A 25,541-nucleotide genomic window follows, 5' to 3' on the forward strand; every position below is an offset into this window, starting at 1 on the left:
AAATTGAAAGGATTAATGGATTATGAATGCTGATTTGTATAAAAGACTTTTTAAAGCAATTTTCTCTGAGGATATAATTGCTTTAAAAAAAATAGCAGATGTCATTATTTCAAGTGAACGGCAGAACAACCATAATGTTTTAGCTAATTCTTTAGAAAAAATCAAGTACAATGAAAAACCCAAGGTGAAAAACGGATTTGCTAAATTCATAAATGAAAAAAACAGTAGTAGTAGTAGTAGTATGGGCGCTTTACCAACTAGTAAACGAAATAATATGCAGTTGGTTTCATATGTTCCACGTAATCAATTAAAGCATCATATGATTCTAAATAATGAAATTGAAAATAAACTTTTGTGTATTGAAAAGGAATATATGGCGAAAGAACGTCTTGCCAAGTTTAACCTAACACCAAAGAAAAAGGTTCTTTTGTATGGAGCACCTGGATGTGGGAAGACTCTTGCAGCGGAGAGATTGGCATGGAATTTAGGGCTACCTTTATTAAAGGTTAGGTTTGATTCATTATTGTCATCGTATTTTGGGGAATCAGCTTCAAATTTACGAGCTGTTTTTGATTTTTGTAAAAACGAACCTGTTGTTTTGTTACTTGATGAATGCGATTTTATTGCAAAGTCTAGAATAACTAGCCAAGATGTTGGAGAGGTGCCTCGAATTGTAAATATGCTGCTCATGCTATTGGATGAATATAATTCACCGGGTTTAGTAGTTGCTACTACAAATTTGAAAGTATCTCTTGATGAAGCACTATTTAGAAGATTTGATGTTGTCATTGAGATACCTAAACCATCTGTTGATGAAATAAAAAAATTACTTTATACTACATTTTCTGCAATGAATGTTAGCAAGGATATAGATTGGGATTCTCTTGCTAAACAACTTAATGGACATTCTGCAGCTAATATCGTTTCAATTGCACAAAATGCTGCTAAAAGTTGTATCTTGGAAGGCTCAAATATCGTGAAAAAAGAGCATATTTTAGGAGTAATTAAAGATATATCTATGAAATATTAGTGAGGTGGAACCATGCCAAATAGAGACGATTTTTCGCATCTTCCTTTACCATTAATTTTAACTGGCAAACCAAAAATAAGAGCCGTTGTACCACCAGATCCAAGAACTTTAGAAAACAGGGCAAATAGAAAAAATCATGGAGGGTATATTAAAGGGCAAACTTCACGGTTATCAAAATTTTGGAAGGAAAAACAAGAAGAGCGAATAAAAGAGCATTTACCAGAAATAAAAACTGGTATTCCTATTCTATTAGAAATTGATCCTAACAGTGATGTAAGTTTTCTAAAGGGCTTGGGTTTTGAAGTTATTTCTGAACTTGAAAATGGCTATGTAATTGTTTCAAATGGAGATACTGATTTTGCAGTTTTAAATCAAAAGACAGATGAGTTTATAAATGAAGTTTCGACAAGGTGTAATACACCTGCTCGTGTGTATGCTTTACACGAAGATGATTCTAGGTTAAAAAAAATCTTTGGAAAAAACTTAATGAAAATCTGGGAAACAATAAAAGATGACTATAAATATGACGTAGATGTCAGTATTAGTTGTTCAGGAAATATATTTAATTTGGAACAGCCACCACAAAAAGAAGAGGGAATGAATGAGCAAGAATATAAAGCTAGTGTAAGATATAGAAATTGGGAAAGAAAGTATTACCAGGCTTACGACGAGTGGGATCAATTAAAATTTGAACGTGAGCATCAATTCGAAAGTTTTATCCACCATTATAATGGTAAATTTATTGGATCTTATGTTGATAATGATCCCATTTTTTTAGAGCTATGTGATAGCTTCTCAGTAAGAGTAAATGTAAATGGAAAATGCTTAAAGGATTTAGTATATAACTTTTCACCCATATTTGAAATTGAATATGTTGGTGATTTATGCATTGGAAAATCAATGGAATCTCCTTTGGGTGAGGTAAATCCTAGTGTTACAATACTTCCTCCTGATGATGATGCTCCTATTGTTGCAGTTATTGATAGTGGAATCGAGGAAGCACATAAATACATAGAACCAGCAGTACTTGTTGCTGATTCAAAATGTTATGTTCAGGGAACAACATCTGTTTCAGATGAAGTGAAAGATGGAGGGCATGGTACAAGAGTAGCGGGGGCGATCCTGTATCCAGCTGGAATACCACAGGAAGGTACATATAAATTACCTTGTTACATTAGAAATGCCCGTGTTTTAAATGAAAACAACGAGCATTCGGTACAGTGCAGTATTTTTCCTCCACTTATTATAAAAAAGGTTGTAGATGAGTTTTCAAAAGTAGCTCAAAGAAAGACTAAGATTTTTAATCATTCTATCGCTGAAATTGGTTCATGCGAAATAAAACATATGTCACCATGGGCTGCAGAAATTGATGTGCAAAGTTATGAAAATGACATTCTATTTATTCAAGCCACTGGTAATATTTATGATAATACAATAAAAGATTTCTACAAAGATGGGTTTACGTATCCAAAGTATTTGTTTGAAGAACAATCTAGAATAGCAAATCCGGCACAGAGTATGCAGGCCTTAACAGTTGGATCTATTTCACATTCCAATTATGAAACAGAAGATGCAATAAGCATTGGATTTGAAAATGAACCTTCTGCATTTTCACGTACAGGTGCAGGGATTTGGAATTCTATTAAGCCTGATGTAGTAGAATATGGTGGAACATGGGTGAAAAACAAAGAAGGTGAAGAAATACAACTCACAACACCTCCAGAAGTTTGTCCTGAGCTGCTAAGAACTTCTCCTGAAGGTCCCGCATTTTCCAAAGATGCAATAGGTACATCTTTTGCTGCACCTAAAGTTGCATATATTGCTGCAGAAATTCAAAAATTATTTCCTACATCTTCAGCATTATTATATAGAGCCTTGATAGCACAATCTGCCAGATGGCCGATCAGTGTAAATAAAAAGTTTGAAAATGCACAGGACATTATTAGACATGTTGGATATGGTCTTCCCAATGTTATCAGAGCAACTCAAAATAATGAATATCGTATTACTTTGGTTACAGAGGAAACTTTATTTTTATCTGAAGGACAGGCTCATATTTTCAAAATACCTATACCAGAAGAATTGTCTGCTGTTGGTGAAGATTTTGATATTCTTATAGAAATTACATTATCTTATGCGGCGAAACCAAGAAATACAAGGAGAACGATAAGTAGATATTTATCTACTTGGCTCGACTGGAGATGTAGTAAAATAGGGGAAAGTATTGATTCTTTTGCAGAAAGAATTTTAATTACTGGTAGCTCAGTTGATGACGATGGAAACTTTAATTGGGTCATTGGTGAGCAAAGTAATCACGGTCAAGCAAAAGATTTTTCACGTTCTTATAGCTCACTCCAAAAAGATTGGACAATTATTAGGTCAAATCAGCTAACTGACGGTTTTTGTGTTGCAGTTCGTGGACATAAAGGTTGGGATGCGAATGAGCCAGCTAAATATTCTTTAGTAGTTAGTTTCGAAGCGATAAATCAAGATATAGAAATATACGAAAAAATACGTAATCTAATTGAAGTTGAAATTGATAACTTGGAACAAGAGATTGAAGTGGAAAATGTTGATAGGTAGGATAAAAAACGGTTGTTAAAATATGTTGAGCCAGGAATAGTCTTAAGAAGAGATTTAAAGTCGACTTCCAGACTCTTTAGGTTTACTTACAAAAAAATGTTAGGCTCATATAATTGAAAAAGATGAATAAATTTACTTTTTAATATGTTTTATGAGGTAAGTAAAACTACATCATTTATTAAAATTCTACTATTAGCAGTCAAAATCTATGAAGTGCGGTAACATTTGGGATGCTACAAAGCATCTGTGGCATCATTTTGGCAACAAACTAAAAATAACTATGGAATATTAACGATTGATTATTTATGAAAAAATGCCCAAGAATCCTTGATTATGAAGATTTTTGGGCATTATCGGTAACAAGAGGTAACAGTAAATAATTTACTACCCGACCTTGACAGGGTGGGGGTCACAGGTTCAAGCCCTGTACAGGTCATTGGGTGCCAAACCCGTAGAACCCTTCGGAACAAAGGGTTCTTTGATAAAAGACTGCTTCTTCGGGAGTGGTCTTTTTTATTGTTTTCTCCTGTATTTTTATACACTGCACAATGACTGCACAGAAATTGCACGAGACCGTCATCCTGTCTTACCGTGTCAATGCCTCCAAACATTCCATTTTGTATTTTTTTTGTCCATTACGTCCAGAATTGGTTATCGAAACAATCGGCTGTTTTCCGCTGCATTTCTTCATTGGGGTTTGGGAGTAAATATCAAGCGTAATCCCGACCCTTGAGTGCCCCAGGCATTGAGTAATTATATAAAAATCTTAATCTATCAATATTAACTTTTTATACTTTTGAAAAAAAACAACACTTTAAGAATATTCCCCCCTTAAGGTTCTATTTTTTGCTTAAGCAAAAGCAGTTTGAAAAAATTTTAGCCCTTCTCAATCGAGCGGGGATTTTTCCATTTCATTTACCAATTCAGTAATATCCAATCATTATTGTAATAACCTCCAAAATGTCCTCTACCTCGTTGAAAGGATTAAAGCAGAAAAAACTCTCTTCCAAATAATACGAGGGGAGATTTTATTTTGACTGCGGTATTGTGAAATATTTGCACTTTAAGCAGGTTTAAAATTAATTGGATTCCTTGAAATTTTTGAACCAAAGCTAACTGATATGAAAAACAGTTATTTTAAAATTTTCAAAATATTTTTTGTAACTTTTGTAGTTATTTGTTAGATTCTGTAGGATTTATTATAAATTAAATACATGTAAGCGCTAACTAAGATTTAACCTGCATTAATGGGCAGTAAGACTCAACTGATGGAAGTTTCACTTTAAATTAATCATACATATTTGGAGGAATGAATAATGAAGAAACTAACTACAAAGAAAAAAGTTGCTCTCACCGCACTAACATTACTGGCTCCAGGGATTATCATCATCTCTTCAAGTTACACCGATGCACCACATCATGTTGAGGCTAAACAGATTACAACATCTAATACAACCAATCCAGTTAAGAAAAAATTACCTAACATTAAAATTCTGGCAACGGGTGGTACCATTGCAGGAACGGGCTCTACTTCGGTTCAAACTACCGGCTATCAGGCAGGTGTCCTAACTCCAGATCAACTAATAGAAGCGGTTCCAGGGCTAAAAGATATTGCTAATATTTCAACTGAGCAGGTGGCACACATTGATTCTGGTATATCTAATACTGATGCTTTAATGGTCAAACTGGCGAAAGAGGTTCAAAAAGCATTGGACGATCCAGAGTGTGACGGAGTTGTTATCACCCACGGAACCGATACAATGGAGGAAACGGCTTACTTTCTCAACCAGACTGTTCATTCTGACAAACCGATCGTCTTGGTTGGCGCAATGCGTCCTTCTACGTCACTCTCTGCTGATGGTCCGTTGAACTTGTATAACGCTGTAACACTGGCTGGTTCCAAGGAAGCTCGCGACAAGGGAGTCTTGATTTCCATGAATGACAAGATCGGAAGCGCTCGAGACACATTTAAAACGAATACCACCGATGTTGATGCCTTCGAAAATCCGGATCTCGGCTCCCTCGGCTATATACAAGGCGGTAAACCTTACTTCTATAATGTGCCAATTAAAAAGCACACTACTGAGTCCGAGTTTGATATTCGCAAGATCGCCGAAGACAATCTGCCTCGTGTTGATATTGTTTATTCTCATGCCAATGATGATCGTGTGATGGTTGACGCTGCAGTTGCTGCTGGTGCGAAGGGAATTATCCATGCTGGTACAGGTAACGGTTCTATCAATGAAAAGACGCTTCCAGGTCTTCAGGATGCTGTGAAGAAGGGGGTTGTCGTCGTTCGTGACACCCGTGTACCAGAAGGAATGGTTACTCACGAACAAATCGACGCAGACAACCACTTCGTCAATTCTGGTAACACCAACCCCCAAAAGGCTCGTATCCTATTGATGTTGGCACTCACCAAAAACGAAGGTCCGAACAAGATCCAAGAGTACTTCAACGAATATTAAGATCGGGTTAGAATAGCCACTCATTTGAAGAGATGGTCAATATAATTTTTTGCAATCTGATTTTGACAGGGTGGGGGTCACAGGTTCAAGCCCTGTACAGGTCATTGGGTGCCAAACCCGCAGAACCCTTCGGAACAGAGGGTTCTTTGATAAAAGACTGCTTCTTCGGAAGTGGTCTTTTTTATTGTTTTTCCTCTGTATTTTTATACACTGCACAATGACTGCACAAAAATTGCACGAGACGGTCATCCTGTCTTACCTAGTCAATACTTCCATCCATTCGTTTTTGTATTTTTTTGTCCATTACGTCCAGAATTGGTTATCGAAGCGATCAGCTGTTTTTCGCTGCATTTCTTCATTGGTATGGGAGTAAATATCAAGGGTAATCCCAACTCTTGAATGCCCTAATCGTTCACTGACCACTTTTGGATTTTCACCCATCCGCATTAACATCCTTGCGTGTGTATGCCTCAAATTGTGAAATGGAATCTCCGGGACATTGGCTTTTTTCATTAATATTTTATATTTGCGCAGTAGATTGCGCGGTTCAAGATAACCACCCGTTTTCGATGGGATCACTAAACCCAGCTTATTTTCCTTTTGCTCTTGCTTGTATTTCTTTAAAACATATAGAGCACTGGGAGAGAGAAAGACATCACGGTTTGAATTAGCAGTTTTGCCATCCTTGATAAACAAACCTTTTGACTTTGTCCGGGTTAACGATTCCTCCACATGGATGACACCTTTTTCTAAGTCAACGTTTTTCCATCTTAGCGCAAGAATTTCTCCACGGCGCATTACTTTTGATTAATCCCCATTTAACTGCCTTCTGCAAAGATTTAGATATGACATCGTGAATTTTGCGAACAGTAGCAGGTGCCATTCCAGTTCTGCTTCTTTTTTCGTGAGAAAGCCGCCACGGTAAACTTGCTTACGTTTCCCTGTGACTGGGTTTTTTCCGATATCGGTACGAAAAGCCCAAGTTTTTCCGGTTTTGATGACTGACATGATGTGTTTTCCCCCTTAAGCTAATTGTTTGTTGGTTTGATTTTAATATTTTTGGAAATCCATTGAAGATATTTAAAGTTTCATATTTTTCCTGTATATACTGATCAATACTTACATTAACAGCTATATTAGTCCCTCGAACCTTCGCCTTTTCCCAATCGTCCTTTGACACTAAATATTCTTCAAAATCCTTTTGTAATCGACTACTATTAACCCAAATATCACCAGAACGGATATAGTTTTTGAGTCCTGTTAAGGCAGCTATTTCATAATATTGAAGGTTAATGTTACTTTCATCATCAAAAACATGTTTTTGCCAACTTTCAGGAACAAAATTTAAAGGTGAACCGTCAGGGATTGGCGTTTGGTAGCAGCCTTTGTGGATACCTGCCGGATTAATAAAAGAACATCCGCAGAAATAATTTCTACTTGTTACTTTTTAGATAACCAAATTTGGGAAACAATCGAATAATTTCCAAAGTAAGGGGGAAACTTTAACCAAATAATTTTATAAAAATTATTTGGTAAGGGGAATAGTATGATGAAAAAAGTTCGTAAGACGAGGCCTTTAAAAAGAGCCATCCAGGAATTAGAGAGTACCAGCATACTACCCCAGAATGCTCAAAATGAGGTACTCGTACCGGATATATCCGTAAATGAACAAGTCTTAAAACAAGTTTTTGAAAATTGTTCTGACATTATCTTTCGTCCGATTCTGATTCATAGGAAAACGAAAATTCTTTTGATTTACATAGATGGATTAGTGGATACAAAAATAATAGAACAGGTGTTTTTGAAACCGATGTTGTTTGAAGACATGGCTAATGGATTAGATAATTTTGGTTCAACAGGGGAAATCATCCAAGATCGGCTTATCGCTTTTGCTCAAGTAAAAGTGGTTTCAAATATGCGTGAGGTGATAAACGGGGTATTGAAAGCGAATATTGCCGTTCTAACAGATGGGAATGATCAGGGGCTAGTTGCTGATTTAAAAGGGTTTGAAAAACGCAGCATTGAAGAACCCAGTGCGGAAGTTTCTGTTCGGGGTCCCGGGAAGGATTTACGGAAACACTCAGGGTCAATACGAGTCTTGTGCGCCGCAGAATTCGGAGCCCGAGACTAAAAATGGAACCCTATACGATTGGGGAATTAACGCAGACGGATATAGCCATTACCTATATTGAGGGGATTGCTCCAAATTCAGTTTTGGAAGAAGTTCGCAAAAGGGTTCAGCGAATTCAAATTGATGGGGTTTTAGATTCAGCTTTCATTGAAGAGTTTATCGAGGATCTTCCTTTTTCTCCCTTTCCTCAAGTTCAGAATACCGAGCGTCCGGATGTTGTGTGTGCAAGCCTATTAGAGGGAAAAGTCGCCATATTAGTGGATAACACCCCTTTTGTTCTGATCGTTCCTATGACGTTCTGGGCAGGAGTACAAGCAGCAGAGGATTATTATGAACGATCCATCTACGCAACCTTTGTTCGATGGATACGTTTTGTATTAATAAATATCTCATTAGTTCTCCCATCTCTTTACGTTGCGATTACAACCTATCATCCGCAATTAATCCCGACAACGTTGCTCATCAGCATTGCGGCAGCACGGGAAGGAGTTCCTTTCCCTGCGCTCGTAGAAGCGTTAATGATGGAATTTTTGTTTGAAGGATTAAGGGAAGCGGGCATTCGTTTGCCAAAACCGATTGGATCTGCGGTCAGTATCGTAGGAGCGCTTGTCATTGGACAAGCTGCCGTGCAGGCCGGAATTATTTCGGCTCCTATGGTCATTATTGTCGCAACCACCGGAATTGCGTCGTTTTCTTTTCCGCGATACAACATGGGAACAGCCTATCGGATGCTGCGATTCCCGATGCTGCTATTGGCTGGCATTGTGGGGTTGTTTGGAATTGCATGTGGAATCCTTACTATGATCATACATCTCAGTAACATACGCTCCTTTGGTATTCCATATCTAAGTCCAGTTGCCCCTCAGATTCCTCGTGAACTGAAGGATGTATTGATTCGGGCACCTCGATGGAACATGACCCATCGTCCCTCGCTAATATCAGGGAAAGAGAAAATACGCACACCAGTCGGTCGACAACCCGGCCCGAAACGAGGGGAGCAGACAGAATGATCCGACACAAGTCGTTTTGTCTTATCCTGGTCTTTTCTTTATTTTTCTTAACAGGCTGCTGGGACCGCATGGAATTAAACGATCTTGCAATTGAATTGGGATGGGGACTTGATCAAGCGAAGAAAAACAAGGTCCAAATCAGTGCTCAATTTATCATCCCTTCGAAAATTGGATTAGGGCAGACCGGAAGAAGTGGATCAGGAAAGACTGTTTTTATAGAATCAGGAACTGGAAAGGATACTCTTTCAGCTGTAGAGAATATGCAGAAAAAATTATCAAGAGAAGTTTTTAGAGGGCATCGGCGTGTTATCGTAATTGGAGAAAAGTTGGCGAGGCGAGGTCTCGCTTCCATTTTAGATACGTATAGCCGCGATCCTGATATTCGATTACGAACAGATATGCTTATCGTAAAGGGGAGCACAGCGAAGGATTTTCTTGAAGCATCCTATCCTTTAGAAGATATCCCGGCGCTCGGGGCACTGAAAGAACACAACCAAGTGGGGGGGCTGGGAGATACATCTTTATTAAATTTTATTATTGCCTCCATGAGTGAAGGAATCACTCCAGTCTTGCCCGTTATTGAACTGATCCCTAGTTCTAAAAAACAAGAACGAAAGAGTATCAAAGGATTTCAAATGGCAGGTCTTGCGATTTTTAACAAAGACCTTAAATTGATTGGGACCTTAAATATAAATGAAAGTAAAAACTATCTTTGGCTGATCAATCGCTTAACCAAACAGTCCATTACGGTAGATGTGCCACAAGGCAATGGAATTGCCAGTTTATCATTATTAAAAATGAACAGCAAAATCAAACCCATTATTCAAGGTAAAACCGTCAAGTGTAACATTGTTCTTTCTGGTGTAGGATCTATCCGGGAGAACAATACAAATTTAGATCTTACACAATCGAAAAGCCTCACTCGTTTACAACATATATTGGAAAAAAAGGCCGAAAAACAAGCTCTTCAAACGATTGGAAAGGTTCAAAAACAATATGGAACCGATATCTTTGGCTTTGGAGAGGTCATTCATCAAAAATATCCATCCCAATGGAAGGGGCTAAAGAAAAACTGGGCCAGCCATTTCCGAAAGGCAGAGGTCTCGGTCCAAGCAAACCTGACCATTCGTCGGGTAGGTCTGACCGGACCATCGTTACAGCTCAAGAAAAATTAAACGAATAAGGAGATATGAGGATTGTGGCAAAATCAATGAAAATCTCTGGGTCACAAATTTTTTGGATGATGTATACATTTGAAGTGGGAAATTCTATTCTTCTTACCCTATCATCTACGATCCGTGCTGCCAAACAAGATGCATGGATCTCGATGATGGTTGCGGGGACGGTTGGAGTTGCCATTACTTTTTTGGCAACCACACTCAGTAAGCTGTACCCGAAACAAACCATGATTGAATTTAGTCAAACGATTCTCGGTAAATGGCTTGGAAAGCTGCTCATGATTCCTTTTCTCCTTTATTGGTACCCATCAATGGGGGTAATCGTTCGTGAATTTGGTGATTTCATTATTACTGCATTGTTTCATAAAACCCCTATATGGATCATTGTATTGATGACCATTTTACTGCTTATTTTTATCATCTACCAAGGCGGGATAGAAGGCATAGGGCGTTTAAGTGAAATCGTTGGTCCAATGGTGCTTTTGATGATCGTAGTCTTAATCAGTTTAAATTTGGGCAATATGAATTGGCATTATATGCTGCCTGTTTATCAAGATACCGGATGGCTGCCAATCCTTAAAGGTTCTTATACCCCCATGGCCTCCTTTTTTGGTGAATCTGTCATGATGACCATGTTTGTCTTTTTTATGGATAAACCGGAACAAGCATCATCACAGGCGATGTGGGGAATAGGGGTGGCCGTTTTCATGGTGACCATCGGAACATTGGCGGTAATTTTCACATTCGGCCGGTTCTGCCTTCAAGACTTTTGTTTCCGTTTTACGATATGAGCCGATTCATCTCCGTCATGGAATTCATTCAAAATGTGGATATTCTGATTGTCATTATTTGGTTTTTTAGTATCTTTATTAAGCTGTCGCTATATATGTTTCTTGCTTGTTATGGAACGGCTCAATGGTTTAACTTAAAGGATTGGCGCAAGGTTGTGTGGTTTCTTTCTCCTATTGTGTTTATTTTGGCAGTGTCGATTAAAAATATCCAAATATTCTCCCAGTATTATGACAAGTTTTTCTTGCTGCCATTTGTATTCCCCGTTAACATGATTGGGATTCCCTTGCTATTGTTGGTTGTTGGCGTGATTCGAAGAAAATATGCCTATACCCAATAAGGGTTCTACCATTCTTTCAAACATTCTGGCTATAGAATTGATGCCTCTTATAGTGTTTATGGAAAGGGTCCGTAACTATTTCAAGGATTGCAGATTGGAATACACTTTATGGAAATACGATGGATTTAAGCGGCACTTTTTTCCGTTCAAATACCAAAGCGCCTATGAAATTATCGGGCCTGTCATGGTTGGGCCATCTAGCTCTCATACCGCGGAGGCTGTCCGCATCGGTAATATTGCACACCAGTTGTTAAACGAAAAACCATTATATGTAAGGTTTTCGTTAATGGGGTCCTTCGCCGAAACCTATCAAGGCCATGGGACAGACCTGGCGCTAATAGCCGGTGTGATGGGGCTTTCGACCATGGATGATTGTTGCCGTAATCTTTTCTCCGATATCAGGGATAGACTGGATCTTAATGTTGTGGATAAATTTTATTTCTATTTGGGATTAGCTTGCGGGAATATTGCAAATATCTTAAACCCCAACACAATTGTTATTGGTGGAGGAGTATCAGCCGCTGGAGAAATGCTGATCAATGGAGTACAGGAATACTTTAATAAGTTTGCATTTCCTCAAGTAAGAACAAGTACGAAAATTAAACTGGTACAGTTAAGAAATGATGCCGGGGTAATTGGAGCGGCATCGTTAGATAAACACTCATGATAATGTATTTTAGATAAATAATAGAATAATAAATAAATTTAGAAATTTTAAAATTGTTATTGAGAAAAAGAATTAGCTTTGCTAGAATTAAAAAAGTATCGGAGAAGTTTTTTGCTCAAGTGGGACATAAAATGTCATATGTGGTCAAAAAAAGTCCATCGGTATGTAATTCGCAAAAGTATCGGATCGATGACAAAGGAAAAAGTGACAGTTTCAAACATTCAAGGGCAATAAAACAAATAGTAAATTACATAGCGAAAAAGATATTTTACTTTAAAAGAGGTGGTGTAATTGAAATCAAAAGAAGAAATCCTTGAGGATTTAAAAAAAGAATTGCTTAGAATTGGTTCAACGAACCAAGTTCAGTATGATTTGTTAAGAAGAAAAGGCCAAGTTTTAAGTACGACTATTTGCCGCAGGTTAAAACTAAGTTGGGTTGAAGCTGTTGAACGGACAGGTTTAAAGCGCAATAAAACAAGTTGATTTTAAGAATATCCACATTTTAATTACTTTATATAAATCAGAATTTAGGAGGATTCATGATATGACGTTAGTTTCAATGAAAGAGATGTTAGACAAAGCTTTAAAGGAAAGTTATGCGGTTGGGCAATTCAATATCAATAACCTTGAATGGACTCAAGCGATTCTAGCAGCTGCTGAGGAAGAAAAAGCACCTGTGATTCTTGGGGTTTCTGAAGGTGCAGCACGTCATATGGGCGGTTTTTCCGTAGTAACTGCAATGGTAAAAGCACTAATTGCAGAAATGAATATTATAGTTCCAGTAGCGATTCATTTGGACCATGGCTCCAGCGTTGAAAAATGTAAAGCAGCCATTGATGCTGGATTTACTTCAGTGATGATCGACGCTTCCCATCATACATTTGAAGAAAACGTGAAAGTAACACAGCAAGTAGTGGAATATGCACATGAACGCGGCATCTCTGTAGAAGCTGAATTGGGAACAGTTGGCGGACAAGAAGACGATGTGATTGCCGATGGTGTTATTTATGCAGACCCGAAAGAATGTAAGGAGCTTGTTAGACGTACAGGTATTGATTGCTTGGCACCAGCATTAGGCTCTGTTCATGGTCCATACAAAGGGGAGCCAAATTTAGGCTTTAAGGAAATGGAAGAGATTTGTAAAACCATTGAACTTCCGTTAGTTTTACATGGAGGTACCGGTATTCCTACTGATCAAATCAAAAAATCCATCTCATTAGGAACAGCAAAGATAAATGTAAATACAGAAAATCAAATCGCCTTTACAAATACTGTTCGAGAGGTATTAAATACAAATTCCGACGTATATGATCCAAGGAAATATATAGGTCCAGGACGTGAAGCGATTAAAGAAACTGTTATTGGGAAAATACGAGAGTTTGGTTCATCGGGTAAAGCGCTCTGAAAAACTGCTTCCTCCTCTTGAGGAAGCTTTTTGTATTCGCCCACTATTTTTTTATAAACTATCATCTTAAATATAGTAAATTAATAAGAAATATTATAGGAAGGAAACAAACTAGAATGACATATAAAATGATTGTCCTGGATTTAGATGATACCTTGCTGCGTGATGATTTGACAATCTCACTGCGGACAAAGCAATCTCTCATGGAAGCGCAGGAAGCGGGTGTAAAAGTAGTGCTGGCTTCTGGACGCCCAACAATCGCGATGCTGCCCATTGCCGAAGAACTGTGTTTAAAAGAATACGGCAGCTTCATTCTTTCATTTAACGGAGGAAAAATTATCAGTTGCCAAACAGGTGATGAATGGTTTAAGTCTACATTGCCAATTGAGACAGTTCATCAATTATACGAAATCAGCCGCCGTGAAAATGTGTGGATTCATACGTATGTCGGCGAGACAATTATTACGGAAGAATCAAATCAGTTTACAGATATTGAAGGAGTAATAACAAAGCTTGAAATAAAGGTGGTCGACAGTTTTATCGATACAGTGACAGTGCCTGTTGTCAAGGTATTAATGCTTCAAGAACCTTCGATTCTCGCAAAAGTGGAAAATAAACTACAAAAGGAATTTGCAGGAAGCCTAAGTATTATGCGATCAAAACCGTTCTTTTTGGAGTTTACTGAGGCGGGTGTAACAAAGGGAACAAGCTTAAACAGCCTCATTCAACGGCTTGGCATTAACCGAGATGAAGTCATTGCGATTGGTGACAGCAATAATGATCTGTCAATGATACAATTTGCAGGTCTTGGGGTTGCAATGGGTAATGCATCTGAAGAGATAAAAGCCCAGGCTGATTTTGTAACAGATACCAATATGAATGACGGCGTTGCTAAAGTAGTTGAGGATTTTATCCTAAAAAACGTGCTAGCAAAGACTTAAATGAATACAGACCACTTGCTCACCATCTTGTTAACACATTTGCTAACGTACTTATTTTTTTGAGCTATATTTATTTAACACAGTTTATTTTGCCACCCCATAAAGCCTAAATAAGTAAGCATTTATTTACTTATTTATTTAAGTTTAATTAGTTTGATTTTGATTCATAAGATTGACAGGGTGGGGGTCACAGGTTCAAGCCCTGTACAGGTCATCAAATAAAAAAAGCGTCAAACCTTTGGAATGAACAAGGGTTTGACGCTTTTTTATTTCGTTCCTTTTTTGGACTCATCCACCTAATCAGGTGAAATTGCACATTTTTTGTACAAATGCTGCACTTTTATTTTTGCATGATTGCGTATATTTTTTTTAGCTTGTTAGGGAGGTATCACCTATTTCATTGTCAAATTGTTTTAAAAAATCGACAAATGCGTTAACTGCAGCCAATGAAAGCGACCTTTCTCTATAAAGGATCCATGTGTTTCTTGTCAAAGGTTTATTATTCTTTTTGGGTAATTTTATTTTGTGAACGTCGTCGTCTTTTTTTAAACAAATTGATGGAAGAATGGCATAACCTAAACCCATGAGAACCATTTCTTTACAAGTATCAATTCTGTCTACCTCCATTCTCACGATAGGTGACTGGTCAAACGTTTCCTGCCACCAATTATCGATTAATGTCTTTTGGGTTTGGTCTGTTTCATAATTAATTCTTGGCAGACTTGGTAATTCCCTTATATTTTGTATTGGTTTTTTCGATACAATTAGCATAGGCTCTTGACGAAATAAATATTTTTCTTCTGGCCAGATATGATTTCCTCTGACTATACCAACGTGAACTTCTTCTTTATGAAGCAAGTGGTTAATTTCAGCGCTCCACCCAGTTTTGACATTAACTTCTACATTAGGATACTGACTTATGAATTCATTTAAAATAGCAGGAAGTTCGTATCTCGCAAAAATGCCGGAAACTCCGATTCTTAATGCTCCTCTAATTTCCTTGCCCATGTTTTGTACGAATTCTTTTGTATTCCGAAGCTGCAAGGTCATGCTTCTAGCATATTGGGCTATATATTCGCCTTGTGCTGTGAATTCTACTCCTCTTTTTCCTCTGGCAACAATCATTGTTCCGAATTCCTTTTCCAATTGCTGTAAACGATAGGTCAACGCAGGTTGAGAAATGTAAAGTTTTTCTGCGGCCTTCGTAATATTTCTCTCCTCAAAGATTGTTTGGAGAATGACCCAATCCTTCTCATCCATTGAACCAGTTCCCCCTTATTATAAGATGTATTTATCTCATTTTAGTAAATAGGCAAATTATTTCTATAATTCATACTATACTAAAATTATTTATTTTCCAATATAAAAATACAATTTATTTGGTCTTTGCTATAAAAAGGTAGTGGTTTATTTTGATGTTTTTCAGAAACAACAAAGTAAATTGTTTCTGAAAGCAAATTGTTAAGTAGTTTCTACTAATTAGAAATACGGAAATTTGTAAAAGGTTCTTTTCCAAAGTAATGAAAGTTCTGATAATCGTTATGCTGATATTGTTTTATCTTGCATATCCAATATAAGAACTTTTTATGTAAACATAAAAAGATTTTATGGAGATTAATAAATATTCAATATTTTTTCTATTCTTTATATTGTGATAACTTTTATATAGCGCTATTGAAAAGACTGCAGTTGACAAATCAGAAGGGGAGGAATGTAACTAGTATGAAAACAAAATGGAGGAATTATCATGAATAATTTGGGCCTTAATATAGCAAATCGTATGGATCGGCTGCCTATTTCTTCACTTCACAAGAAAATTATTTTTGCTTTAGCTGTTGCTTACTTCTTTGAATTCGCAGATTTGAATACGTTTTCATACGCTTCACCCGCCTTGGTGAAACAATGGCATTTACCATTAAATATTATCGCAGCCATTAACTCCAGTGCCTTTTTCGGAATGTTTTTAGGAGCCTCTGTAGGGGGATGGCTTGGTGATAAGGCCGGCAGAAAGAAATCAATCATTATTTCACTTATTCTATTATCTGTATTCTCCGCTTTGAATGCGCTTTCTTGGGATGTTTGGTCGCTAGCTATTTCCCGCTTTGTAACAGGGATGGCTACTTCTGCTTTATTAGTTAATGCGAATACGTATATTATCGAGTTCTTTCCAAAAGCTGTTCGCGGTAAGTATCAAGGCTTGGCTGTTGCGATCGGGATCACGGGTATTCCGATTACCGGTTATGTCTCCAGTTGGGTAATACCAATGGCAGACTATGGATGGCGCCTCGTGTTTGTATGGGGAGCATTCGGGGTCTTTGCATTATTCGGTATTGTTAAAATGTTTGAATTGCCGCGTTGGTATGAAATGAGAGGACAAGTAAATAAAGCAAAAGAAACTTTAGAACAAATTGAAAGAATAGTGGCAAGAGAAAAAGGGCCCCTAGCTAAACCGGAACCAGAAGTAATGGCTGCTCCGATAACAACAGGAAAGATGTCTGATATTTTCAAGGGAATTTACCTTAAACGCACGGTCATTCTTATTAGTGTCTGGATCCTTCAAACTATTGCTTTCTACGGCTTTGGATCCTGGGTTCCAACATTATTAGTAAAACAAGGGATTGGACTTTCCCACTCCTTGCTTTACAGTACATTAATTACTTTAGGTGCACCATTAGGGTCCTTAACCGGTGCAATGATTTCTGACCGTTTTGAGAGGAAAACAAATATTATTGCCTCCTGTTTCTTCATTGCCATTGCAGTATTTTTATTCGGAGCTTCGTTAAATCCTGTGATGATTGTTGTATTCGGCTTCCTTATTAACTATATCGAAAGAACCTTCTCTTCTAACCTTTATACGTATACATCAGAACTTTATGGAACAGAGGTACGTTCCTTTGGACAAGGGTTAACGTACGGGATCGGAAGAGCTTCCAATGTAATCGGGCCTTTTATTATTAGTTTTGTTTACACAGGCTACGGATATTTAAATGTATTTATTTTGATTTCACTTGTTTGGGCTGCAACAGCAGTCGCAATATTCTTTGGACCAAAAACTTCTAAGCGAAGCCTGGAAGAAATCAATGGAACCCAGTCTTCGAATTCCTACTCAGCATCATCTAATCTCTAATATTGATAGTTTACTATTATGGAACCTTTAAAAAGAAGCTAATTCAGTTATTAGCTTCTTTTTTTCTGGAAATTCAAATCAGAAGACACATCATTTATCATAAAAATTTTCAATGAACTTATATAAATTATTGATATTTTTTTTATTATAAAAATTATAATATGCTTATTTTAAAGGATCTTCATCATACAAGGACCAATTAAATGGAGGGGATATCAATGTGGATTATCACTGTTTATTCAAACGATAAAGGCATTACAATATATGAATTTGACACCGAAAAGGAAGCAAGAGAAGCCTTAAAGGATGTTAAGGGTTATAAAATTCTTTCAGAAATTATTTATTTAAATGAACCAACTCCAGCTTTGGTAGCTGTTTAATATTTTTGTGGATGGATAGAGCTTTCAACAAATGGTTTACGGACCAAGCTTTAGGGATCAACCTAAAGCTTTTTTGCGTCGTTTTTAAAGACCTTGTTATCATAAAATTTTTCAATGAACTTATATAAATTTCCAATATTTTTTTTATTGTAAAAACTATAATATGATCATTTTGTAACCAGCAAACGGGACAGCTGCTCTCGATGCCAGCATGCTAGGAGAAAACTGAGAATTCTAGAAGGAGGCACGCATATTGAATCTTAAAGAAAAGGTATTGCAGCTTTATAGGAGTTTAAATCAAAAGTAGTAACGAAAATCTAACAAACAATGGTGAACATGATATGTGGTCTTTCAACTTAACTGAAAAGATTGTAAACCTTCAATCGCATGTAGAAATGGATCAGCTGGAGGAATTTATCGAGAAACAGAATTTATCTCTGGATCGGGATGTTGAATATACAATTGCTATATTTGATGGTCAAAAGATAGTGGCTACAGGTTCCTTTGGTGGAAGAATTCTAAAATGCATTGCTGTCGATGAGGACTATAAGAACATGGGGTTGTCTGCAAAACTTGTCACCCATCTTGTCCACGAGGCCTATTCAAGAGGAAAATCACACCTCTTTATCTATACAATGCCGGAAAACAAGACAATATTCTCTCACTTGGGGTTTTATTCAGTCGCCGAAGTTCCTTCAAAGGTCGTTCTATTGGAAAACCGCCCTGCGGGGATTAAAAACTACTTGAAACAAATCATCCGAGAAAAAGAAGAAGTTATCCCTGATGCAGGGAGCAAGAATCGTGCAGGAGCTGTCATAGTAAATTGCAATCCGTTTACTTTAGGGCATCAGTACCTGATCGAGTATGCAGCGTCCAAATGCGAAACGCTCCATATTTTTATTCTTGACGAGGACAAGTCAAGTTTTCCTTCAGCAGTAAGATACAGGCTTGTAAAAGAAGGAGTTAAACACTTGGATAATGTTGTTCTTCATTCTGGAAAGGATTATATCATATCGGATGCAACTTTCCCATCCTACTTTATCAAAGAGTTCCATGATGTGGTCGAAACCCATGCGTGGCTGGACATAGACATATTTGGACGCTGTATTGCTCCGGCACTTGGAATTAAAAAAAGGTTTGTTGGTGAGGAACCTTACTGCAAGGTTACATCAAGGTATAACTCGATTATGCAAGAAATCCTCCCTGCCCATGATATTGAGGTTCAGGTTATTCCAAGGATGTTATATGAAAAGGAACCGATTAGCGCTTCAAGAGTAAGGGAACTGATCCATGCAGGGAAGCTTGACGAAGTGAAGAAGCTGGTTCCCGAAACAACGTATCAATTTCTTTTATCCCCTGACGCAGAGGAGATTATCAAGCGGATTATGAAAGGCCATAAACGACATTAATGGAGGTTGAAGAAAAATGTTGATGTTGCCAGAAAAAATAAAAGTTTTGGATGTAGGAATTGCAGGGACGCTTGAGTCAAGCGATATCACCATTCATATTGAAAAAAATGAAGGTAAAGGAATCGAACTTGAACTCAAAAGCACTGTCGCTAATCAGTTTGGTAAACAAATTAAAAAGGTGATTCTAGAGACATTATTAGAGTTAGGGGTAGAGAATGCATTAGTCCTGGCGAATGATAAAGGGGCTTTAGATTGCACCATCCGGGCTAGAGTTAGGACGGCAGTAAGCAGGGCCGCCCATCAAAATTGTTTCCCCTGGGGGGTGAAATAAGTGGGCCGACTGAGAAGGAGTATGTTGTATGTACCAGGAAACAATCCAGGGATGATTAGGGACGCTCATATCTATGGATCGGACGCCATCATGTTTGACTTGGAAGATTCAGTTTCCCTTAATGAAAAAGACGCAGCGAGACTTTTAGTCTATGAAGCGCTGAGAACTTGTGATTTTGGACGAACGGAAGTTGTGGTCCGCGTAAATGGTTTACATACACCTTATGGCAGAGCTGATTTTGAAGCTATGGTCAGAGCAATGCCAGATGTGATCCGACTGCCTAAAACCGAGACACCAGAAGATGTAGTGGAAGCTGATCAATTAATTACACAGATTGAAAAGGAAAATGGCATCGAACTGGGGACCATCAAACTTATTGCGGCTGTTGAAAGCGCTTTGGGAGTTATTAATGCTTATAAAATTGCAAAGGCGAGTTCGCGGCTTATTGGAATTGCAATAGGAGCTGAGGATTTTGTAACTGACCTAAAAACCACAAGGTCCCCAGATGGGATTGAATTACTCGCTGCAAGGAGTCAAATCCTCTTTGCGGCACGGGCTGCAGGAATAGATGCCTTGGATACTGTTTTTTCCGATGTGAATGATGAAGAAGGATTTATCCGCGAAGTTAGACTTATCAAACAACTGGGGTTTGATGGGAAATCCCTTATTAATCCACGCCAAATTAATATTTTGCATCATATCTATGCACCAACGGAAGAGGAAATTCAGAAATCCATTCGGGTTATCGAAGCAGCGAAGGAAGCGGAGAAAAGAGGATCGGGTGTTATTAGCATGGACGGTAAAATGGTTGACAAGCCCATCATCGAAAGAGCATATCGTGTCCTTGAACTGGCTGATGCTGTATATAGAGAAAGTATAGAGGAGGTGTGGCAATAATGTTTAATAGAGTTGGACGGAATAAACCGGTAGAGATTTTTGGACTCGGAGCATTGCCACTGTTTGATTCAAATGGATTGGTGAAAAATACACAGCGTTCTAAAGACCGCCTTAAGAATCCTGATCGAAATAAAATCCTTGATTCTATTGAAACAGCGATTCGTGAAACAGGCTTAAAAGATGGGATGACGATTTCCTTCCATCATCATTTTCGAAATGGTGATTATATCATTAATATGGTTCTGAATGCCATTTCACGTATGGGAATTAAGGATCTTGTTTTAGCACCAAGCTCTCTTTCGGGCATCCATGCACCATTGATTCATCATATCAAAAGAGGAGTGATTCGGAGGATTGAGACAAGCGGACTGCGAGGTGAATTGGCTGATGCTATTTCAAACGGCTTGATGGACATACCCATTGTGATCAATTCTCATGGCGGCAGAGCCAGGGCGATCACCTCAGGAGAATTGCCAATTGATGTTGCCTTTTTAGGTGTGCCATCCTGCGACCCTGCCGGCAATGCAAATGGATATGCAAGGGACAATTCAGCGGCAGCAGAGTGCGGTTCATTGGGATATGCCAAGGTGGATGCCCAACATGCTAAAAAAGTAGTTTTAATCACGGATCATTTGGTCGAATATCCTAATACACCTTTCGCTATACCTGAGTCTCAGGTTGATTATATCGTGGTTGTGGATTCAATCGGTGATCCAAAAGGAATTATGTCGGGAGCAACCCGTTTTACCAAGAATCCCAAAGATTTGCTAATCGCTCAGAATGTAGCCGAAGTTATAGCTGCTTCAGGCTATTTCATAGACGGATTTTCACTGCAAACAGGATCAGGCGGAGCTTCTCTGGCTGCAACAAGATTTTTAAGAGAAAAGATGATTGAGAGAAATATTAAAGCGAGCTTTGCGTTGGGCGGGATTACAGGTCAGATTGTTGCTCTCCATGAGGAAGGACTAATTAAAAGATTACTAGATGTACAAGGCTTTGACCTTAAAGCGGACGAATCGCTAAAAAATAATCGCTTCCACCAACAGATTGATGCTGAGTATTATGCAAGTCCTGATAATCCGGGAAGTGCAGTAAATCAATTAGACATAACAGTGTTAAGCGCATTAGAAGTCGATCTTGATTTTAATGTGAACGTCATCACTGGGTCTGACGGTGTCATTCGCGGTGCTTCAGGCGGACACTGTGATTCAGCTGCAGGTGCAGCCTGCTCAATTATTGTCGCTCCACTCATTAGGGGCAGGATGCCAACTATTCTCGATAGGGTGCATACGGTAGTCACCCCGGGCTGCTCTATTGATGTATTGGTTACCGACCAAGGGATTGCTGTGAATCCTCGAAGGCAGGATTTGTATCATAACCTAAAAAAAGCAAATCTGCCGGTTATATCCATTGAAGTACTCAAGGCAAAAGCCAATCAAATAGTCGGAATTCCAGAACCAATCAAGGTTGAAGATAAGATTGTCGGTGTGGTTAAGTATCGGGATGGCTCAGTGATTGATGTGATTCACCAGGTAAAGAAGGAGTATTGAAGATGACTGCAACCCATCAAATAACGCTTGAGCAATTATTAGAGGCTCGTGAGCTTAGGGCAGCCCATCAGAAGGAATTAATTGAGAAATACAGATTGCCATTGGTATCATTCACAGTGAATATGCCAGGTGCGAGCAAGAAAACGCCAGACAGCTCCATTATTTTTCGTGAGGGCTGCAATGCACTGGTGAAAAGACTCAAGGAGACCGACTGCGTATTGGAGTATTACGTTTCTAAAGATCCAGATACTGGATTTGAGGCGTTCTTTGTGGTGAAAACCGATGAACTGTCTTTAAAAGCACTTATGCTTGAGATTGAGAATGACCATTCACTTGGCCGGCTGTTTGATTTAGATGTCATTGGGATTGATGGAATGCCTATTTCCAGGGAAACCTTAGGTAATTTAAAACGTAAATGCCTGCTCTGTAAACAGGATGCCCATATTTGCGGGCGGAACGGAGGACATACAACAGAGGCACTCATTGAGAAGATCCATAGTATGGTTGATTCTTATATAAAAATTATCACTTAAATTAGATATGAAGGCCAAACTCCGATAATCCTCTAGGAAAATTATGGGGTTTGGTCATATTAATAGTATGTTTGCAAGCTTGAAAGGAGAAATAGATTAAACATGGATGAATCTTGGATGCAAACTATTTCGCAAAAAGCGCTGCGTGCTTTACTTTATGAGGTTTCAGCAAGCCCCAAACCCGGGCTTGTAGACAGATTCAACCAAGGGGCACATTCCGATATGGATTTCTTTACGTTTATAGATAGTAGTTCTACACTGAGTAACTATTTCACTTACTGTGTTGCGGAAGGCGTAAAGTACTCGGGGAAAAATCCTGAAGAACTGTTTCAAACCTTAAGAGGCCTTGGGATTAATGCTGAAAAAGAGATGTTTGAGGCAACGGATGGTGTAAATACTCATAAGGGCCTGATTTTTTCTTTAGGTGTCATTTGTGCCGCAGCTTCTTGCACCATCATTGAAAAAGAATCCGAAGGTGTGGAGATCGAGATGATCTGTGAAAAGGTTTCTCTAATGACGCAGGGGTTGTGTTTAAGGGAACTAACTTTTATGAACAAGTCCGAAGGCCTTTCTTACGGGGAAAAACTATTTCTGAAATATGGTCTGAGGGGTATACGTGGAGAAGTAGAAAGCGGTTTTGCTACCGTGCGCAATTACTCTCTTCCTGTACTAAGGAAATTAAAATCTTTAAAATCCTTTCATATCAACGATATTCTGGTGCAGATACTCCTTCATCTAATGGCGGTAAACGAGGATACCAATATCGTTGCAAGACATGATTTAAAAACGTTGGAATATGTTCAATGTTATGCCCAACAGGTACTGGATCTAGGAGGTATGTTAACACCAAAAGGTATGGAGATGGTGTTTGAAATGGACAAGGAATTTATTCGAAGAAACATCAGTCCGGGAGGATCAGCAGATCTTTTGGCAGTAACCGTTATGTTGGACCTTCTGTTACAGGGATTACCTTTTTCTGGTTCGAGTATCCAGCGAAATTGTGTGGTATAAATAAAAAAGTATGATGTTATTACCTACGTTAAATCATACGCATATTTATTAAAAATTTTCAATCTTCCAAATTTAATTTATTCTTTATTTTATTTTAAATTAGTAATTCAAGAATCCTTTTATCTAAACAGTATATAAATTTTTTTCTTTATCATAAAAGGTATTTATGATTGTTAATAAACAATCAATATTTTTTTTATTCTTTATATTATGATAACTTTTAATTATCAAATTTGATAAGAATTAACTGTTGAAGAACATAAAAAGGGGGGGTTTTCATGAATAAATCCAGCGGCCTTAATATAGCAAATCGGATGGATCGGTTGCCTTTTTCTTCGATTCACAAAAAGGTTCTTATTCCTTTATCTATTGCCTATTTTTTTGAGTACGCCGATTTAAATACGTTTTCATATGCATCTCCCGCTTTGGTAAAACAATGGCACTTGCCTTTAAGTGTTATAGCAACTATCAACTCCATTGCCTTCTTTGGAATGTTTTTAGGGGCCTCAGTTGGCGGTTGGCTTGGCGATAAGATAGGAAGAAAGAAAGCTATTATTATTTCTCTTCTATTGTTATCTTTTTTTCGGCGGTGAATGCGCTTTCGTGGGATGCCTGGTCACTGGCCATTTCCAGATTTATTACCGGAATGGCGACCTCGTCATTAATTGTTAATGCAAACACGTATATTATCGAATTCTTTCCGAAAGCAACTCGCGGTAAGTTTCAAGGGCTGGCAATCGCTATTGGTACAACGGGTATTCCAGTTACAGGCTGGGTTTCCAGATATTTGATCCCTCTTGGAGATTGGGGTTGGAGACTCGTATTTGTTTGGGGAGCATTAGGAATTTTCGCCATATTTAGTATAGCAAAATTGTTTGAGTTACCGCGATGGTATGAAATGAAAGGGCAGGCAAATAAGGCAAAAGAAGTAATGGAAAAACTTGAAAAAGTCGCCGCAAGTGAAAAGGGGCCTTTAGCTAAGCCTGCGCTTGAGGTATCCAATCATACCGTAACAAAAGGGAAAATGTCTGATGTTTTTAAGGGAATTTACCTTAAACGTACAATCATTCTTATTAGTGTATGGGTCTTTCAAACAATCGCATTTTACGGATTTGGTTCCTGGGTTCCAACATTGCTGGTAAAACAGGGGATAGGACTTACTGATTCCTTGGTTTACAGTACACTAATTACTCTGGGTGCTCCAATAGGATCGTTAGCCGGTGCACTTATTTCTGATCGCTTTGAGAGAAAAACAAATATCATTTTCACCTGTTTCTTCATTGCAATTGCGGTATTTTTATTCGGGGCAACACTAAGTCCTGTACTAATTGTTGTATTTGGTTTCTTCATAAATTTTATCGAAAGAACTTTCTCTTCCAATCTTTACACGTATACATCAGAACTTTATGGAACGGACGTACGTTCTTTTGGCCAGGGGATAACATACGGCATTGGTAGATTTTCTAATGTTTTGGGACCATTTGTTATTAGTTTTGTTTACACGGGTTTTGGATATTTACATGTATTTATTTTGATTTCACTTGTTTGGGTTGCATCAGGATTAGCCGTATTCTTTGGACCTCGAACCTCTAAAAGGAGCTTGGAGGAAATCAATGGAATGAAGTCAGATAATCCCTATTCGGCAGCACAAAATCTCTAATACTTACAAAACAGTAGACTTGCTGGTCAGATTCAGTTCTTCGTTTGAGTAGTTAGAGATGAATTAGTCGAACTTAAACATAATATTTTTTTAAAATTATA

21 protein-coding genes and 2 pseudogenes are annotated in these 25,541 nt (G+C 38.1%); 20 read left to right on the plus strand and 3 right to left on the minus strand.

All coding sequences use genetic code 11. The features are described 5' to 3' along the window. Positions 1-22 precede the first annotated feature (22 nt). From RCG17_RS20070 to RCG17_RS20080, 3 genes are all read left to right on the plus strand, one after another. A complete protein-coding gene (locus tag RCG17_RS20070; protein WP_308171849.1) occupies positions 23-1,030 on the plus strand; it encodes an AAA family ATPase in 1,008 nt (335 codons plus the stop codon). 12 nt (positions 1,031-1,042) lie between these two features. Next, a complete protein-coding gene (locus RCG17_RS20075; RefSeq protein WP_308171850.1) occupies positions 1,043-3,613 on the plus strand; it encodes a S8 family peptidase in 2,571 nt (856 codons plus the stop codon). 1,316 nt (positions 3,614-4,929) lie between these two features. After that, positions 4,930-6,081, plus strand: a complete 1,152-nt coding sequence (locus tag RCG17_RS20080; RefSeq protein ID WP_308171851.1) for an asparaginase — start codon at positions 4,930-4,932, stop codon at positions 6,079-6,081. A gap of 303 nt (positions 6,082-6,384) precedes the next feature. On the opposite strand, the gene RCG17_RS20085 is transcribed toward RCG17_RS20080, so the two are convergent. Further along, entirely contained in the window at positions 6,385-6,879 is a 495-nt protein-coding gene (locus RCG17_RS20085; RefSeq protein WP_308171852.1) for a site-specific integrase, read from the minus strand. Between the two features lie 9 nt (positions 6,880-6,888). After that, positions 6,889-7,089, minus strand: a complete 201-nt coding sequence (locus RCG17_RS20090) for an Arm DNA-binding domain-containing protein (protein ID WP_308171853.1) — start codon at positions 7,087-7,089, stop codon at positions 6,889-6,891. Positions 7,090-7,627: 538 nt separating this feature from the next. Between RCG17_RS20090 and RCG17_RS20095 the strand changes: the two are divergent. From RCG17_RS20095 to RCG17_RS20125, 8 genes and pseudogenes are all read left to right on the plus strand, one after another. Then, positions 7,628-9,222: pseudogene (locus tag RCG17_RS20095) on the plus strand (spore germination protein). Further along, positions 9,219-10,397, plus strand: a complete 1,179-nt coding sequence (locus RCG17_RS20100; RefSeq protein ID WP_308171854.1) for a Ger(x)C family spore germination protein — start codon at positions 9,219-9,221, stop codon at positions 10,395-10,397. The pseudogene RCG17_RS20095 and the gene RCG17_RS20100 overlap by 4 nt, the downstream one beginning before the upstream one ends. Positions 10,398-10,420: 23 nt before the next feature. Continuing rightward, positions 10,421-11,191: a GerAB/ArcD/ProY family transporter gene (locus RCG17_RS20105; protein WP_374120849.1), complete on the plus strand. Its 771-nt coding sequence runs from the start codon at positions 10,421-10,423 to the stop codon at positions 11,189-11,191. A gap of 17 nt (positions 11,192-11,208) precedes the next feature. Beyond that, positions 11,209-11,529 carry a GerAB/ArcD/ProY family transporter gene (locus RCG17_RS28385; protein ID WP_374120850.1) on the plus strand — a complete coding sequence of 107 codons (321 nt, stop codon included), beginning with the start codon at positions 11,209-11,211 and terminating at the stop codon, positions 11,527-11,529. A 184-nt stretch (positions 11,530-11,713) separates the two neighbouring features. Then, complete coding sequence (locus RCG17_RS20110) at positions 11,714-12,196, plus strand: ROK family protein (RefSeq protein WP_308175895.1); 483 nt, start codon at positions 11,714-11,716, stop codon at positions 12,194-12,196. A 291-nt stretch (positions 12,197-12,487) separates the two neighbouring features. Next, positions 12,488-12,679 (plus strand): hypothetical protein, encoded by a 192-nt coding sequence (locus RCG17_RS20115; protein ID WP_308171855.1) that lies wholly within the window; start codon positions 12,488-12,490, stop codon positions 12,677-12,679. Between the two features lie 61 nt (positions 12,680-12,740). Continuing rightward, complete coding sequence (locus RCG17_RS20120; RefSeq protein ID WP_308171856.1) at positions 12,741-13,601, plus strand: class II fructose-bisphosphate aldolase; 861 nt, start codon at positions 12,741-12,743, stop codon at positions 13,599-13,601. 116 nt (positions 13,602-13,717) lie between these two features. Further along, a complete protein-coding gene (locus RCG17_RS20125) occupies positions 13,718-14,542 on the plus strand; it encodes a Cof-type HAD-IIB family hydrolase (protein ID WP_308171857.1) in 825 nt (274 codons plus the stop codon). Positions 14,543-14,911: 369 nt separating this feature from the next. On the opposite strand, the gene RCG17_RS20130 is transcribed toward RCG17_RS20125, so the two are convergent. Beyond that, positions 14,912-15,802: a LysR family transcriptional regulator gene (locus RCG17_RS20130; RefSeq protein ID WP_308171858.1), complete on the minus strand. Its 891-nt coding sequence runs from the start codon at positions 15,800-15,802 to the stop codon at positions 14,912-14,914. Between the two features lie 487 nt (positions 15,803-16,289). On the opposite strand from RCG17_RS20130, the gene RCG17_RS20135 reads away from it, so the two are divergent. The 9 genes and pseudogenes from RCG17_RS20135 (at position 16,290) to RCG17_RS20180 (ending at position 25,440) form a co-directional block, all read left to right on the plus strand. Further along, complete coding sequence (locus tag RCG17_RS20135; protein WP_308171859.1) at positions 16,290-17,669, plus strand: MFS transporter; 1,380 nt, start codon at positions 16,290-16,292, stop codon at positions 17,667-17,669. A gap of 218 nt (positions 17,670-17,887) precedes the next feature. Then, positions 17,888-18,049, plus strand: a complete 162-nt coding sequence (locus RCG17_RS20140) for a hypothetical protein (RefSeq protein WP_308171860.1) — start codon at positions 17,888-17,890, stop codon at positions 18,047-18,049. A 341-nt stretch (positions 18,050-18,390) separates the two neighbouring features. Further along, on the plus strand, positions 18,391-19,458 hold the full coding sequence (gene citC, locus RCG17_RS20145; protein ID WP_308171861.1) for a [citrate (pro-3S)-lyase] ligase: 1,068 nt from the start codon (positions 18,391-18,393) through the stop codon (positions 19,456-19,458). A 16-nt stretch (positions 19,459-19,474) separates the two neighbouring features. After that, entirely contained in the window at positions 19,475-19,789 is a 315-nt protein-coding gene (citD, locus tag RCG17_RS20150; protein ID WP_308171862.1) for a citrate lyase acyl carrier protein, read from the plus strand. Next, positions 19,790-20,686, plus strand: a complete 897-nt coding sequence (citE, locus tag RCG17_RS20155) for a citrate (pro-3S)-lyase subunit beta (RefSeq protein WP_308171863.1) — start codon at positions 19,790-19,792, stop codon at positions 20,684-20,686. Further along, positions 20,686-22,236 carry a citrate lyase subunit alpha gene (citF, locus tag RCG17_RS20160; RefSeq protein WP_308171864.1) on the plus strand — a complete coding sequence of 517 codons (1,551 nt, stop codon included), beginning with the start codon at positions 20,686-20,688 and terminating at the stop codon, positions 22,234-22,236. Before citE ends, citF begins: the two co-directional genes overlap by 1 nt. A 2-nt stretch (positions 22,237-22,238) precedes the next feature. Then, a complete protein-coding gene (citX, locus tag RCG17_RS20165; RefSeq protein WP_308171865.1) occupies positions 22,239-22,769 on the plus strand; it encodes a citrate lyase holo-[acyl-carrier protein] synthase in 531 nt (176 codons plus the stop codon). A gap of 102 nt (positions 22,770-22,871) precedes the next feature. Further along, the gene (gene citG, locus RCG17_RS20170; RefSeq protein ID WP_308171867.1) at positions 22,872-23,780 is read left to right on the plus strand and encodes a triphosphoribosyl-dephospho-CoA synthase CitG; all 909 of its coding nucleotides are present in this window, start codon (positions 22,872-22,874) and stop codon (positions 23,778-23,780) included. Between the two features lie 314 nt (positions 23,781-24,094). Then, positions 24,095-25,440 (plus strand): annotated as a pseudogene (locus RCG17_RS20180) (MFS transporter). Positions 25,441-25,541: the final 101 nt, after the last annotated feature.

The sequence above is a fragment of the Neobacillus sp. PS3-12 genome, from assembly GCF_030915385.1.
GTDB lineage: Bacteria > Bacillota > Bacilli > Bacillales > Cytobacillaceae > JAEVLT01.